Annotated in this window: 15 protein-coding genes; 11 read left to right on the top strand and 4 right to left on the bottom strand. The window is 55.8% G+C overall.

The window, feature by feature from the left end; all coding sequences use genetic code 11:
* Nucleotides 1-3: 3 nt before the first annotated feature.
* The 3 genes from ACN0RL_RS13920 to ACN0RL_RS13910 are packed head-to-tail and all read right to left on the bottom strand — an operon-like array spanning nt 4 to nt 3,457.
* Nucleotides 4-1,455, bottom strand: coding sequence for a bifunctional DedA family/phosphatase PAP2 family protein (locus ACN0RL_RS13920; RefSeq protein ID WP_417517782.1), 1,452 nt, complete (start codon nt 1,453-1,455; stop codon nt 4-6).
* On the bottom strand, nt 1,452-2,450 hold the full coding sequence (locus ACN0RL_RS13915; protein ID WP_417517780.1) for a GGDEF domain-containing protein: 999 nt from the start codon (nt 2,448-2,450) through the stop codon (nt 1,452-1,454). The genes ACN0RL_RS13920 and ACN0RL_RS13915 overlap by 4 nt, the downstream gene beginning before the upstream one ends.
* Complete coding sequence (locus ACN0RL_RS13910) at nt 2,447-3,457, bottom strand: GGDEF domain-containing protein (protein ID WP_417517778.1); 1,011 nt, start codon at nt 3,455-3,457, stop codon at nt 2,447-2,449. The genes ACN0RL_RS13915 and ACN0RL_RS13910 overlap by 4 nt, the downstream gene beginning before the upstream one ends.
* A gap of 133 nt (nt 3,458-3,590) precedes the next feature.
* On the opposite strand from ACN0RL_RS13910, the gene ACN0RL_RS13905 reads away from it, so the two are divergent.
* The 11 genes from ACN0RL_RS13905 (at nt 3,591) to ACN0RL_RS13855 (ending at nt 14,277) form a co-directional block, all read left to right on the top strand.
* Nucleotides 3,591-4,847, top strand: coding sequence for a glutamate-5-semialdehyde dehydrogenase (locus ACN0RL_RS13905; protein WP_417517776.1), 1,257 nt, complete (start codon nt 3,591-3,593; stop codon nt 4,845-4,847).
* A gap of 5 nt (nt 4,848-4,852) precedes the next feature.
* Entirely contained in the window at nt 4,853-5,515 is a 663-nt protein-coding gene (gene nadD, locus ACN0RL_RS13900) for a nicotinate-nucleotide adenylyltransferase (RefSeq protein ID WP_417517774.1), read from the top strand.
* Between the two features lie 70 nt (nt 5,516-5,585).
* Nucleotides 5,586-5,936, top strand: a complete 351-nt coding sequence (rsfS, locus tag ACN0RL_RS13895; RefSeq protein ID WP_417517772.1) for a ribosome silencing factor — start codon at nt 5,586-5,588, stop codon at nt 5,934-5,936.
* Between the two features lie 2 nt (nt 5,937-5,938).
* Nucleotides 5,939-6,409: a 23S rRNA (pseudouridine(1915)-N(3))-methyltransferase RlmH gene (gene rlmH / locus ACN0RL_RS13890; protein WP_417517770.1), complete on the top strand. Its 471-nt coding sequence runs from the start codon at nt 5,939-5,941 to the stop codon at nt 6,407-6,409.
* Nucleotides 6,410-6,418: 9 nt separating this feature from the next.
* Entirely contained in the window at nt 6,419-8,317 is a 1,899-nt protein-coding gene (gene mrdA / locus ACN0RL_RS13885) for a penicillin-binding protein 2 (RefSeq protein ID WP_417517768.1), read from the top strand.
* Nucleotides 8,317-9,459: a rod shape-determining protein RodA gene (gene rodA / locus ACN0RL_RS13880; protein WP_417517766.1), complete on the top strand. Its 1,143-nt coding sequence runs from the start codon at nt 8,317-8,319 to the stop codon at nt 9,457-9,459. The genes mrdA and rodA overlap by 1 nt, the downstream gene beginning before the upstream one ends.
* Before the next feature lie 106 nt (nt 9,460-9,565).
* Entirely contained in the window at nt 9,566-10,477 is a 912-nt protein-coding gene (locus tag ACN0RL_RS13875) for a septal ring lytic transglycosylase RlpA family protein (RefSeq protein ID WP_417517870.1), read from the top strand.
* A 47-nt stretch (nt 10,478-10,524) separates the two neighbouring features.
* Nucleotides 10,525-11,703 carry a D-alanyl-D-alanine carboxypeptidase family protein gene (locus ACN0RL_RS13870; RefSeq protein ID WP_417517764.1) on the top strand — a complete coding sequence of 393 codons (1,179 nt, stop codon included), beginning with the start codon at nt 10,525-10,527 and terminating at the stop codon, nt 11,701-11,703.
* Between the two features lie 32 nt (nt 11,704-11,735).
* Complete coding sequence (locus tag ACN0RL_RS13865; RefSeq protein WP_417517762.1) at nt 11,736-12,005, top strand: YbeD family protein; 270 nt, start codon at nt 11,736-11,738, stop codon at nt 12,003-12,005.
* Between the two features lie 5 nt (nt 12,006-12,010).
* Nucleotides 12,011-12,667, top strand: coding sequence for a lipoyl(octanoyl) transferase LipB (lipB, locus tag ACN0RL_RS13860; protein ID WP_417517760.1), 657 nt, complete (start codon nt 12,011-12,013; stop codon nt 12,665-12,667).
* A gap of 164 nt (nt 12,668-12,831) precedes the next feature.
* Complete coding sequence (locus ACN0RL_RS13855; protein ID WP_417517758.1) at nt 12,832-14,277, top strand: ABC1 kinase family protein; 1,446 nt, start codon at nt 12,832-12,834, stop codon at nt 14,275-14,277.
* On the opposite strand, the gene ACN0RL_RS13850 is transcribed toward ACN0RL_RS13855, so the two are convergent.
* Nucleotides 14,217-14,660: a YqaA family protein gene (locus tag ACN0RL_RS13850; RefSeq protein WP_417517756.1), complete on the bottom strand. Its 444-nt coding sequence runs from the start codon at nt 14,658-14,660 to the stop codon at nt 14,217-14,219. The genes ACN0RL_RS13855 and ACN0RL_RS13850 overlap by 61 nt on opposite strands.
* Nucleotides 14,661-14,689: the final 29 nt, after the last annotated feature.

The raw sequence follows: 14,689 nt of genomic DNA, 5'->3' as shown, positions 1-14,689 counted from the left end.
GCATCACGAAGCTGGCGCGTAATGCTGTATGGCATCGGGCCACATGAGCCAGATGTAGCTGCTACTGAATGCTAGCCAGGTTATGGCCGCCATGGCTGTCACAATATCCGGAGCGATAGGAACCCGGTCAAACCTGCTGAAACTGGCTCTTGTTGCGCCGGTGATTGCCAGCCCCAGCAACAGCCCCCCTACGATATCACTGAACCAGTGCACCCCTAGATAAAGCCTGCTGAAGGCCACCGGAATCAGCGGTAATGACAGCGTTATGTACGTCTGCCAGCGATTTCGGTTGCGGGCTTCGGCAGCCACAAAACTGGCCAGCAAGGTAACAAGCACCGTGATGCCTGTGGTGTGGCCGCTGGGAAAAGAGCCGGATGAGGGTGGGTTTACAACCTGGTCCGGACGCACAATGCCAATTGCGGATTTCAGGCCCCACACCAGCACAATGGTCGTAACGGCAGCCAGAAGTATATGAACGGCGGCAGCGTAGTGCCCGCGAAACGCCAATGCCAGGCCAGCCAGCACGGCTGCCGCGGTAAGAACGGGTGGATCGCCCATCAGGGTTGCAACGATTGCCGGGGCATCAAGTAATGGTCGGCGTAAATCGCTGAACCATTGCAGTGCCAGCTGATCGAACGGCGCAATCAACTGTGTCATGGTTACAATCTGCCCCCAGAAAACCAGCAGCGCAATAGAGCCGAGCGCCAGCATCAAAGAGGCTAACGGAAACTCACCTTCATGTGCCGGGCGCTCATTTGTGTAAAGGCGCCAGAAGCGATGGGTTGCCTCGTACTGCGCCATCTGCCGCTGCAGCCAGTGATAAAACCGGCTGTCTTCGCCGAGGCCGAGCTGGAAGCGGAACAGAACGACGTAGATCGCCGCCAGGGTCGCGAGACTGATGCCGGTAACCAGGTAAAAATGAGCGGGTGGCGGTGCCTCGCTTGCCAATGCGCTACCCACCAGAAACCCCGGCAAAATATAAACCGGTGCCCAGCCCATGGCCGACCCGATGTTGAATGCCAGAAAACGGCGCCAGGGCATCAGAAGCGCACCGGCTACCAGTGGAATAACTGGACGGACGGGCCCGATAAAGCGCCCGATAATGACGCTCTTGCCGCCGTGACTTCGGAAGAAGCGCTCACCTTTTTTGATAAGCTCGGGATGACGGCTCAACGGCCACACGCTGGTCAGCCGGCCCTGAAAAAGCCTGCCGATCGCAAAGCTTGTTGTATCCCCTGCGACTGCACCCAGCCAGGCCCATACCAGCGCGGTCATCAGGGGCATGCCGATCTGCGCCGCCAGTGCGGCGATGGCGAACAGAAATGCAACACCGGGCACAATGATGCCTGCAACTGCCAGCGACTCAACAAACGCGGTGCTGAAGAGCGCCAGCGACAACCATCCCGGATTAGCGCTCAGCCATGCGGTCAGATCCGTAAGCCAGACGCTGTTCATGTACGAAGCGCTTCTCCCGGGCTGAACCAGGCCGAATCAGCCCCGCGCCTGCGGGCTTCAAGCATGGCTTGATGTGCACGGTTGCGCAGCGTATCGGTGCGGGTGTCACTACTGCCGCGGGTTGTACAACCCAGGCTGACCGTGGCTTTACCGATCACAGGCCAGTGATTTTCAGAGATCGTGCGCCTGATGCGCTCTGAAATAACCCGAACGCCTTCTTCGGGCGTGAATGGCAGAATCAGAAAGAACTCTGAATCATTCAGCGTATACAGTGTGTCGCCAGCCCGGATCACGCCGAACAGGTGCTGAGTCATGTTATAAAACAGTCCCTGCATACCAGGTTGTCCGTGAAGGTCGGCAGCTTCGTCGGCGTAATCTATGGTCAGGTTGATCACTGAGAGGCTGTGGCCGGTCGCAATGGCCCGGCTGATTTCTTTCTGTAGCGTCTCATCAAGAAAGCGAGCGTTGTGGGCGCCCGTAACCGGGTCGGTAATAGCGAGATCTTCAGCCGACTGTGCCATGTGGTCGTAATGCCATATATAAAGTGCTGCGACCGTCAGGACAATGAGCAGGCCGCTTACCGCAGTCAAAGCGTCTGCGGAAGGCTGCTTCACAAAGAGCAGAATGGCCATTGGGGTGAGCAGAAGCAGAGACAGCATAAGCGCCTGACGGAGCGGCAGTATCAGCAGGTTGAGTACAAGCAGTGGCATGGCCCAATGGGAAATGCCCGGGCTGTTCATGGTTAACATGGCCGCCAGAAGCCCGCTGTTAAGGCCTGAGAGAATAACCAGATGGCCTGGCGCAGAGAGCTGGTGTCGGCGGCTCAGAAAGGTGTAGGCAAGGCCCGCAAGCGTCAGAGCTGTCATGCCCGTTGCCAGATAGAACAGCTCGTAAAAGCCATAGCGAAGGTTCTGCAGTGCCAGAGTAAAAATGAACAGGCTGGCAAGGCCATAGCCAACGCTGTGTGTCCAGGTTCTCAGCCGGGTTTCTGTCATGGCGCAGATCCTTCCGCTCTTGGCTGGGTGTTGTTGGGTGTCCAGGTGCTGTAGGCCTGAGTCCGGTTTCCGCCCTGTTGCTGTGCTCGACGCAGTGCGTTGGCTGCGCTCTGGTGCAGGCTGTTTGCATCGTCGCCGATATTGAGTCCGGCGATGCCGGTGCTGACGGTCAGATTCATGCCATGGGCTTCGAGCAGCGTACCAAGCCCTTTGCGGATTGTTTCTGCCTGGGTGATGGCTTCATGGGTAGCGACGCCCGGTAATATCACCAGAAATTGCAGGTCTGCCGCTCGATAGTAGGTGTCGAAATCCCGTATCTGAGAGTGCAGGAAGCGGCCTATTCGCGGAAGAATCGAGCGGATATCCTCATCCGGATCGTTGTCGCTGGTGTGGGCGTCGAGACCAATCATAACAATTGACATGTCGGTTCCTTCGCGCTCGCTGCGCTGGATTTCCTTGTGCAGGTCTGCAGAAAGGTATTCGCGGCTGGCGGCCTGAGTGAGTTCGTCGGTTCTCCTCAGAGGTGCCAGTTGGCGGGTTTTGTATTCGCGCAAAAATATAAGAAGAGCAGAAAGGAGAATGGTCAGCAGAAAAGCGCTGATCATCTGGTGGCGATCAGCGATGCCCTCGGCCCAGTGGGCCGCGGCCATTGCAAGAACGACCATAATCACTGTTATCAGGGTCGCTATGCCTCGCGGAACCAGAGCAAATGCAACCAGCACAAGGCCGTAAAGCCAATGACTGAGCGCCCAGGGGCCTGTCCAGAAGCTCGTCATCAGCAGTAGTATCAACGTCGCGAAAAACAGTTTCTGCACGGTGGGCCAGGGGCGGGTTGCGCGCCCGGGATGAAAGCTGCGCCCGCTGATAATAATGCCCGCGGTGGCTGCGGCGCTTGCCGCGGTGAGCGGCTCTCCCAGTATGGCGCACAAAACGGCCACGGCCACAAAAAATACAAGGCTGGCGCGTGATAACCGGTTGAGCAAAAACTTCTCGGCCGTCTGGGCCATGGTATTCGTCCTTTTCCGGAGTTCCCGTTGTACCGCAGCGGTATAATATCTGTTTGAGGTGCGTACTTGAAACGGGAAAGGTAAAGTTAGCCTCTTATTCCTGAATTCTGACTGAAAATACAAAGGTAAAGGGATGGATATTGCAGCTTATATGGCCGAACTTGGTCAGCAAGCCCGTGCAGCGGCAACACTTGTAGCCCGCTCTACGACCGAGACACGCAACCGCGCGTTGTTGGCAACCGCCGAAGCGCTCGATGCTGCTCGCAGTGAACTCGCCGAGGCCAACGCCCTTGATCTTGCCAGCGGCAAGGAAAATGGTCTGGACGACGCCATGCTGGACCGGCTTGAGCTCACGCCTGAACGCATCGACGCTATGATTGAAGGGCTTCGCCAAGTAGCTTCCTTGCCAGACCCCATTGGTGCAATTACCGACATGACTTATCGCCCCTCTGGCATTCAGGTCGGCAAAATGCGTGTGCCCCTGGGTGTTATCGGCATTATCTATGAGTCCCGTCCCAATGTAACCGTTGAGGCTGCAAGCCTGTGCCTTAAATCCGGCAATGCCACTATTTTGCGCGGCGGTTCCGAATCCATTCATTCCAATCAGGCTATTGCCTTGTGCCTGGCGCAAGGTCTTGCAGAGGTCGGGTTGCCGGAATCGTCGGTGCAGGTTGTCAAAACCACCGATCGCGCAGCTGTCGGCGAATTGATCACCATGCCCGAATATGTGGATGTCATTGTGCCCAGAGGCGGAAAGGGATTGATCGAGCGAATCAGTCGAGACGCGCGAGTGCCGGTTATCAAGCACCTTGATGGCGTGTGTCACGTTTACATCGACAGTCATGCCGATCCGGAAAAGGCGCTGAGAGTTGCCGTTAATGCCAAAACTCACCGGTACGGCACCTGCAACACCATGGAAACCCTGTTGTTAGACAAGGAAATTGCTGCCGACATGCTGCCGCTGCTGGGGCCGGCTTTTATCGAAAAGGGCGTTGAGCTGCGTGGGTGCGAGCAGACCCGGGAAATTCTTACGAATATTAAAGCGGCCACGGAAGCAGACTGGAGGGAAGAATACCTGGCGCCAGTGCTGGCTATTCGCGTGGTAGAAGGTCTGGAGGGAGCCATCGCGCACATCAATCGGTACAGTTCTCAGCATACCGATAGCATCATCACGGAGAACTACACCCGTGCCAGGCGTTTTATCACAGAAGTTGATTCAAGCTCGGTAATGGTTAATGCCTCGACCCGCTTTGCAGACGGTTTCGAGTATGGCCTCGGCGCCGAGATCGGTATCTCCACAGACAAGATACACGCCCGTGGCCCGGTCGGGCTTGAAGGCCTGACTTCGCAGAAGTACGTTGTCTTTGGCGATGGCCATATCCGGGCCTGATGCCGATGCATGTGATTTACGGCGGTACCTTCGACCCGGTGCACCATGGCCATCTGCGCCTTGCGCTTGAGGTCAGTGAACGGCTCGGGAATGTGCCGGTCAGCCTTGTACCCTGTCATATTCCACCGCACCGGGGTCAGACCGGCGCCACGGCTGCGCAACGGCTGCGCTTGCTGGAGCTGGCGATAGCAGGCGAGCCCCGCCTGTGTATTGATGACCGCGAACTGCGCCGTGAAGGTGCATCCTACACGGCAGATACGCTGCGCCAGTTGCGCAGCGAACTGGGTGCAGATGTTCCCCTGGTGATGATTGTGGGCACGGATGCATTTGCCGGCTTTGACAGATGGAAAGAGTGGCGGCAGATTTCAGGCCTCGCCCACATCATTGTTGTGCGGCGCCCGGGTTCTGAGCTGGATCCTGCAGGCGAGCCTGCCCGATTGCTTGCAGAGCGTGGGGTTTATAGCGAAGCTGACGGTGTCAAAGCCCTTGGTGGCAAGGTGTCGGGCCGCATTCTGGAGCTGGATCCGCCCTGGCTGGACATCTCCGCAACCGGTATTCGTGAGCGGATTGGCAGCGGGCGGTCCCCCCGTTACCTCATGCCCGATGTGGTTTGGGCGGAGATTCAGCGTATGGGGCTTTACGGGGCATGCCCAGTGAAGAACTTTTAGTGTTACAATCGCGTTCGAATATGACTTTTCGGGTGGCCATTCCGGCCGGCACCCGGACAACAGGGTGATTATGCAGGCAGAGCAACTCAAAGATCTGATAGTGAACGCACTTGAAGACGTAAAAGCAAAGGACATCAGCGTTATTGATGTACGGGACCGCACCAGCGTTACCGATTTCATGGTTCTGGCATCCGGTACATCCAACCGCCACGTAAAATCCCTTGCGGATTCCGTTGTCGTTGACGCCAAAGAAAAGGGTGTCCGTGTCGGCAGTGTGGAAGGTGGTGGCGGCAGCGACTGGATCCTGGTGGACATGGGAGACGTCGTTGTTCACGTAATGTTGCCTGCTACCCGCGAGTTTTACGATCTGGAGCGCTTCTGGCGCGATGCACCTGATGTTGGTGCTGCGGGCAGCGAGTAACCGTGCGGTTGCGCCTGATCTGTGTAGGGCAAAAAATGCCCGACTGGGTCAGTAAGGGCTACGACGATTACGCGCGTCGTATGCCTCCGGAAATGCCTCTTGAACTGGTAGAAATTGCCATGCCCCATCGTGGTAAAAATCCTGATATCGCGAGGCTCATGCAGCGTGAAAGCGAGGCAGTGCTGGCCGCTGCCGGCTCCAAGGACAGGGTTGTCGCACTGGAGGTTGGTGGTCGTCCCTGGTCTACTGAAAAACTGGCCAGCCAGCTCGAAAGCTGGCAGCAGGACGGTCGTGACGTGAGCTTTCTCGTCGGCGGGCCAGACGGCCTGGCCGAACCCTGCCGCCAGCGTGCAGACCAGCAATGGTCGCTCTCTCCTCTTACCTTGCCCCATCCTCTGGTGCGTATCCTGTTGGCGGAACAGCTTTACAGAGCCTGGTCGATTACACGCAACCACCCGTACCACCGGGCCTAGGAAGCAACCATGCCATGGGGTGAATTCAAGGACACTGCCGCCGAGCGCAGGCTTTTCCAGCGTCGTGCCATGGTTATGCTGGTGGTCGTGTTTTTGCTCCTGGCAACGCTCATAGCGAGAATGTATCAGCTCCAGGTAGTGGAGCATGATATTTACACCACTCTCTCCGATAAAAACCGTGTTCAGGTCCAGTCTGTGCCGCCTCCCCGAGGGCTGGTTTACGACCGGAATCAGGTATTGCTGGCGGAAAATCGCCCGGTGTTCAGTGTAACTGTCGTGCCGGAGCGGGTCGGCGGTATGGAAGCGACGCTGGAGCAGCTGGTCAGGATTCTCGATGTTTCTGAAGAAGATATGGAGCGGTTTCAGCGCCGCCTGCGGGAGCCCCGGCGTCCCTTTCAGGAAATTCCGCTGCGTTATGATCTGACCGAAGACGAAATTGCCCGCCTGGCGGTGCATCGGCACGAACTGCCCGGTGTGGAGGTTGAGGCAGAACTGGTCCGGTATTACCCCCACAGTGAATTGACGGCCCATGCCTTGGGCTTTGTTGGTCGTATTAACCGTGATGAGTTGCAGCGTATTGATCCGGTCAACTACGCAGGCACCAACTACATCGGAAAATCCGGTGTCGAACGGTTTTACGAAGAAATGCTGCACGGAAAGGTTGGCTACCAGCATGTAGAAACCAATGCGCGGGGCCGAACTCTGAGAGTTCTCGAGCGGGAAAACCCTGTACCGGGTGAAGATCTGCAGCTGCACATTGATCTGCGGTTGCAGAACCGGGCGCATGAGCTTCTCGATGGCCGTCGGGGAGCTATCGTCGCCATTGAGCCCGCAACAGGCGGAATTCTGGCGCTTGCCAGCGTGCCAGGCTTTGACGCCAATAAATTTGTTACCGGTATCAGCGTATCGGATTACCGCGAGTTAAGTGACAGCAAAGATAAACCGCTTTTCAATCGCGCCCTGCGGGGGCAATACCCTCCCGGTTCCACGCTCAAGCCAATGCTGGCAATTGCGGCACTCGATAGCGGTGCAGTAACGCGGGATTACACCATTTGGGATCCGGGACATTTCCAGATCAACTCCTCTGGCCGTCGTTGGCGCGACTGGAAGCGAGGAGGGCACGGTTGGGTTGATCTGACTTATGCAATGGCTCAGTCCTGTGACGTTTATTTTTATGAAGCCGCTGTGGAAATGGGCGTCGATACCATGGTCAGCTATTTGTCCCGCTTCGGTTTTGGCGAAGATGCAACTCTGGATGTGTCCGGGGCTTTGAGTGGCCTTCTGCCGTCTCCGGACTGGAAGAGGGCAACGCGCAATGAGCCCTGGTATCCCGGTGACACGGTTAATCTCGGGATCGGCCAGGGTTTTATGCTTTCTACACCACTGCAGCTCGCTACGGCGACCTCGCTGATTGCCAACCGTGGGGTGTGGGTTGAGCCGCGGCTACTCAAGGATATTCAGGGTGACCGATCGGTGGATGAGTTTTTGCCGGATGAAACCCATGAACCGCTGACTCTCAAAGACCCGAGTGACTGGGAGTTTATTACAGATACCATGGCCGAAGTGATGCATGGCGTGAAGGGTACTGCGCGTTCCGCTGGCCAGGGAGCGCCTTACCGAATGGCCGGAAAAACCGGCACCGCCCAGGTGTTCAGTCTTGCCGAAGATGAAGAATACGATGCAGAAGAGGTTCGGGAGCGGTTGCGCGATCACGCCCTTTTTGTCGGCTTCGCACCATTGAAAAATCCGCAGATTGCCGTGGCGGTGATTGTTGAAAACGGCGGCGGTGGCAGCAGTACCGCAGCCCCTGTTGCCCGGGCCCTGTTCGACGCCTGGATACTGGAGTTTTCTGAATCTGGTGACGGCGCGCTGGTCAGCAAAACCGATATTGAAAACGAGGTGCGTTAGTGGCCACCCGGGAAGTGTTCAGTTCAACAGCGAGCAACCCTCTCGGACGTCCGAGGGGGTTGTGGTCAGCTCTGCATGTGGATCCGATACTGCTTTTTCTGCTTTTGATCCTGGTTTCTGGCGGGCTGTTTGTGCTTTATAGCGGTGCAGACCGCAATATTGATGTTGTCAAAGCGCAAGGCGTGCGCTTTGGCGTTGCCTTTATTGTGATGCTGGTATTTGCCCAGCTCGACCCCTCTGTATTTCGGCGCTGGGCTCCCTGGCTGTATGGTCTGGGTCTGGTTGGTCTGATCGCTGTATTGGTTGTTGGTGTCGGAGCGAAAGGTGCACAGCGCTGGCTGGCACTGCCAGGGTTGCCCAGGTTTCAGCCATCAGAACTGATGAAGCTGGTCGTGCCCATGATGGCTGCCTGGTACCTGTCGCGGCATTTTTTGCCGCCAAGGCTGTCCCGTATCGGTGTGGGTCTCGCGATCGTGCTGCTCCCCATGGTACTGATCGTGAAACAGCCGGACCTTGGAACGTCGCTTCTGGTGGGTATGGCGGGATTATTTGTTGTATTTTTTGCCGGCATGAGCTGGAAACTGATCAGCGCATTTTTTGTTATGGTTTCTGTTGCCGCGCCTGTGATGTGGTTTTTCGGCATGCGCGACTATCAGAAGCAGCGAGTGCTGACACTACTGGATCCCCAGAGCGATCCTCTGGGCGCTGGCTGGAATATTATCCAGTCCAAAACGGCGATTGGCTCCGGTGGTTTTGACGGCAAAGGGTGGCTTCAGGGTACCCAGTCGCACCTCGAATTTCTCCCGGAGAGTCACACGGACTTTATTGTGGCTGTGCTGGCGGAGGAGTTCGGCTTTATCGGAATTCTGGTGCTGCTCAGCGTGTATTTCCTGATTATTCTGAGGTGTCTTTTCATATCAGTTACTGCCCAGGATTCGTTCAGCCGGCTGGTAGCAGGCGCGCTGACGATGACCTTTTTCATCTATATATTCGTGAATGTTGGCATGGTGAGTGGTTTGCTACCTGTGGTCGGGGTGCCCTTGCCGTTGGTTTCCTATGGAGGCACCTCAACTGTCACGTTGATGGCCGCGTTTGGAATTCTGATGTCCATACACACTCATCGCAGGATGATCACGGCCTGATGTCAGGCTGGTAATGGTGATACGTGCAGAGAACCCGTTACAATAGTATGCGCCGCGGTGTTTTATTCATTTTCCGGCGAGTATTTCAGGGGGCGTCTGGACAGTGATATCAAATTTTATTCGTGCATGGCTGGCAGTATGGGCAGCTCTGATACTGGCTGGTTGCGCCTCATCTCCGTCACCGGCCGGCGCTGATCATTCTTCGCGCTATACCATAAGTCAGGACAGAGCTCCTTCCGGAAACTTTGATGCCTCCGGGTTGTCAGATGCAGTGCCTGCTTATCATGAGCCCGCCAGAGCAGGAAACATGTCGTCGTATACGGTCTGGGGCAAGCAATACTCTGTCATGGACAGTAATGACGGTTATGTTGCCCGTGGTACAGCGAGTTGGTACGGCGAGAAGTTTCACGGACACAAAACATCCAACGGTGAAACGTTCGATATGTATAAAATGTCGGCGGCCCATAAATCACTGCGGATTCCCGGATATGCAAGGGTGACCAACCTGGATAATGGTCGTACAGTTATCGTTCGGGTCAATGATCGCGGGCCATTTCATGGTGACCGCCTGATCGATTTGTCTTACGCTGCGGCCAAGAAACTGGGTTATCAGTCACGCGGAACTGCCCGGGTAGAAGTTGAAGCGATTACGGTCGAGCCGGATGGTCGGATGTTTATCGCAGGTCAGCCTTTTGCCCCAGGCGGAGAGCCGGTGGTGAAGCAGGCTACACCCGCAACGGAAAGTACTGTGGCCGTAAACTATGGCGAGGGTGCCAGCGGCGGACTGTTTGTTCAGCTCGGATCTTTCAGCAGTCGTGACCCCGCAGAACAGCTGCAGGTGCGCGCGAAGAGCGTGCTCAGTAATCCCGTACGGGTGCGCTCTGTAGACACTGATTCCGGGCGATTTCATCGGGTACAGGTTGGGCCTTTCCAGGATGAAAGCAGTGCGAGAAGGACCCAAAGCCTGCTGGAGGCAAGAGGATTTTCTCAGTCAATTGTGCTGACCGATTCGCATTAGGCGTCAGACCAAACTTAAAACACACTTAACGACGAATGAATGGACCCATGGCATTAAAATCAGTTTTTCGCTCGATTTCTTTTATTTTTGCGTCTCTCGCCTTGGTGTTGATGCTTTCTGTATCAACTAAAGCCATGTCCCAGACTGTGCTGATCCCGTCTCCGCCACAGATTGCTGGCAGCTCTTACGTGCTGATGGATCCGACAAGTGGTCGCATTATCATGGAGGAGAACAGTAACGAGCGGCTGCCGCCGGCCAGCCTGACGAAAATGATGACGGCCTACATTGTTGAACGTGAGCTGGACGAGGGTCGGATCAACATGTCCGACATGGTTCCAATCAGCGTAAAAGCATGGAAAACAGAAGGTTCACGTACATTTGTCAAAGAAGGTACCAGTGTATCCGTAGAGGATCTCCTCAAAGGCGTCATCATCCAGTCCGGTAACGACGCGTCTGTTGCGCTGGCGGAGTTTGTTGCGGGCAGTGAAGGAGCATTCGTGGATATCATGAACCAGCAGGCCCAGCTGCTGGGTATGAAAGACACCAACTTCGAGAATGCAACGGGTCTGCCTTCCCCGGATCATTTTTCCACGGCCTATGATCTGGCCGTTCTCGCGCGTGCGATTATCAATGATTATCCGGAAAACTATCCGATCTACGCGGAGAAGCATTTTACTTATAACAACATCCGGCAGCCTAACCGCAACAGCCTGTTATGGCGTGATGATAGTGTTGACGGCCTGAAAACCGGTCATACAGAAGAAGCCGGGTACTGCCTGGTGGCTTCGGCAAAACGCAACGATACCCGCTTCATTGCGACGGTAATGGGTACCAGTAGCTCCCAGGCCCGTTCCCAGGAAATTCAGAAAATGCTGAACTACGGCTTCCGCTACTATGAGAGCGAGCTGTTGTTCCGGGCTGGCCAGGAGCTTATTGAAGCCAAGGTATGGGGTGGCCAGTCGGATAAACTCTCTGTTGGTATGCTTGAAGACGCTTATGTGACCATTGCCCGCGGATCCCGGGACAGCCTCGAGTCCAGCGTCGATCTCGATTCGGTAATCAAGGCGCCGGTTCAGGCTGGTGACGAGCTGGGGCGAGTAAAGGTGTCGTTCAACGGAGAGGTGCTGATCGACCAGCCCGTACTCGCCCTGACGGACATTCCCGAGGGTGGTCTGTTCAAACGTATCTGGGATGCCATCAAGCTGTTTTTTGTTCAGTTATTCTAGTAAGGGCGATTTGAGCCCGGGAGTAAAGCGGCATGAGTGAGCCAAAAGCACCAAAAATTGAGTTTCCTTGTGACTATGCCATCAAGGTGATCGGCGATTCTGCCCCGGATTTCACAGAGTTTGTGATCGGGGTTGTTGAGCAGCATGCACCGGGAATCAGTGAGTCGGATGTTTCCGTCAAGGACAGCAGTAAAGGGCGCTTCTGCTCGGTTCAGCTGACGATCATTGCGACAGGCGAGTCCCAATTAACAGCCTTGTTCGTAGATCTTAAGGCCAGCGGCCGCGTGCACATGGTGCTTTAAGCCCGATGCCTGAGCTGATTGTCAGATCATTGGGGTGCCAGCCCTATCTGGAAACCTGGGAGGCCATGAAAAGCTTCACAGCAGACAGAGACGATGACACAAAGGATGAACTCTGGTGTCTTGAGCATCCCAGGGTCTATACCCAGGGGCAGGCCGGAAAAGCCGAGCATATTCTTGCGCCCGGTGATATTCCGGTTATTCCGGTCGATCGGGGTGGGCAAGTGACCTACCACGGGCCGGGGCAGCTGGTGGTTTATCTGATGATCAATCTGTCTCGCCGCAAGATGGGTGTCAGAGCGCTGGTTGATGTCATTGAGCAGGCTGTTGTGCGCACACTCGCAGGTCTGAACATTACCGCGGAGCCCCGGCCAGATGCCCCGGGCGTGTATGTTGAAGCCGCAAAGATTGCGTCCCTCGGTTTGCGGGTGCGCCGCGGATGTTCTTTTCACGGTCTGGCACTGAATGTCGCTATGGACATGGAGCCATTTCAGAGAATTAATCCTTGTGGTTATGCCGGACTGGCCATGTGCCAGGTCAGTGATTTTGTTGCCTCTGCATCCATCGATGATATTGAAGAGCGCCTGATAAGCCAGCTGGTCGCCGGCCTGGGCGATTCCAGTGTGAGCTATCGCCGGGGCTGGGAAAACCAGGCCAGCATCTAGCTAGGTGTGTTGGAGGGCTGGCTGGAAATTACAGGTCGAATCGGGTGGGTCAGGTGGTTAGAGTGTCCGTATAATGATTTAAATGATCCGGTACTGTTACGCTGAATAGATCAAATCAGAGTTTAAATCAGGGTGCTTAAATTCTCCGATTCGGACAGGTATACATGTCATCCAGACACTCAGGTAAATCAGTCTCACGCATCAAGACAGGCAGCTTTGAACGTCGGCTGAGCCTGACTCGCGCAGGGCTCTTTGCCGGAACACGTGTGGCGTCGCACATGGCGACCAACTGGTTCAGCAGTAAGGAGCGGCGGGATGAGCGCCATCGAGCCATGCTCTCCAAGCAGGCTCGCTTGCTGGTAGATGAGCTCGGCAAGCTGAAAGGCAGCGTGGTTAAAATCGGCCAGGTGATGGCGCTTTACGGCGAGCATTTCTTGCCCGAAGAGGTCACCGAAGCGCTGCATACCCTGGAAGATCAGACGACGTCCCTGGAGTGGCCCGCGATAGAGCGAGTGCTCAAGGCGGAGCTGGGCAGCGAACAGCTTGCAGAGCTGGATATAGACCCGGAGCCTATAGGTGCGGCTTCTTTAGGGCAGGTCCACCGGGCGCTGCGGCGCAGAGACGGTCTTGAGCTTGTGTTAAAGGTTCAGTATCCGGGTGTTGCGGACGCTGTAGACAGCGATCTGAATGCTGTGGCTCAGCTGCTCCGAGTAGCTCGTTTGGTGAGTTTTGGGCCAGAGTTTGAAGACTGGCTGGAAGAAGTCCGTCAAATGATGCATCGGGAAGTCGATTACCGTCTGGAGGCACGTACCACGGAGAAGTTTCGCCAGATGCTGGCAGAGGATCCGCGTTTCGTGGTGCCCAGAGTGCTGCCGGAGTATTCCAGCGCACACGTTATCGCTTCAACCTATGAGCATGGTCATTCTGTCAGCTCCGGTGCCGTTCGTGAGCTTTCACTCCAGCGCCGCAGCACGTTAGGGGAAGCAGCCCTTGAGCTTTTCTTCCGGGAACTGTTCGTTTGGGGCGAAATCCAGACAGATCCTAACTTCGGGAACTATCGTATTCGCATTGCCGGAGAAGACGGCGAAGGTGTTGAGTATGACCGCATTGTGCTGCTGGATTTCGGGGCAGTGCAGTCGTACTCCAAAGAGTTTCTTGATCCGGTTATCCAGATGATCCAGGCGTCATACGAAAATGATCTCGATGCTGTGATCGATGGAGGCGTAAAGCTCCGCTTCATGAATACAGACTGGCCGAAAGAGGTCCTGGAGACATTTGGCCAGGTTTGTATGTCGGTTCTGGAACCGTTGTCCAGTGATCACGAAAGTTGGCCGGATGAAGCCGTAAACAGCAAAGGTCAGTACCGTTGGAAGCAAAGCGACTTGCCATCACGGGTTGCCCGGCAGGCGGCGCGGTCGGCGATAAGCCGTTACTTCCGCGTGCCGCCCAGAGAATTCGTATTCCTTAATCGCAAGCTGATCGGGGTATATACCTTCATTGCGGTGCTGCATTCTGAATTTAACGGTGAGACGCTGTTGCGCAAATACCTCTACGGCGAAGGCAATGACACGCCGGATGCTTCGGCGACCAGCCAGATCACAAAGGCGTAACGCAGACCTTTACCGATACCCACGAGCACAACAAAGTTGAGCCAGGGCACACGCATGATTCCGCCGACCAGGGTCAGAGCGTCGCCGCCCAGTGGTAACCAGCCCAGCAATAAAGACCACTGACCATAGCGGTTGAAGCTGTTCCTGGCCTTGTGCAGCTGCGTCTCACTTATGGGAAACCAGCGCTTGTGTTTGAAGCGGTCTATCTGCCTGCCAATGGCGCCATTAACCACTGACCCCAGGGTGTTGCCGAGCGTGGCCCAGAACCACAGCCACCATACAGAGTATCCCTGTGCAACCAGCGTGCCTGCCAGTATCTCTGAATAGGCCGGCAGCAGCGTAGCTGCGGCGAAAGAGGTCAGAAACAGTGTCAGGTAGACCACAGAGTTCTCCTTGCCGTGATGAGTAATTG

Source organism: Marinobacter sp. (assembly GCF_048259445.1).
GTDB lineage: Bacteria > Pseudomonadota > Gammaproteobacteria > Pseudomonadales > Oleiphilaceae > Marinobacter.
This window is presented reverse-complemented; position numbering and strand designations above follow the sequence as displayed.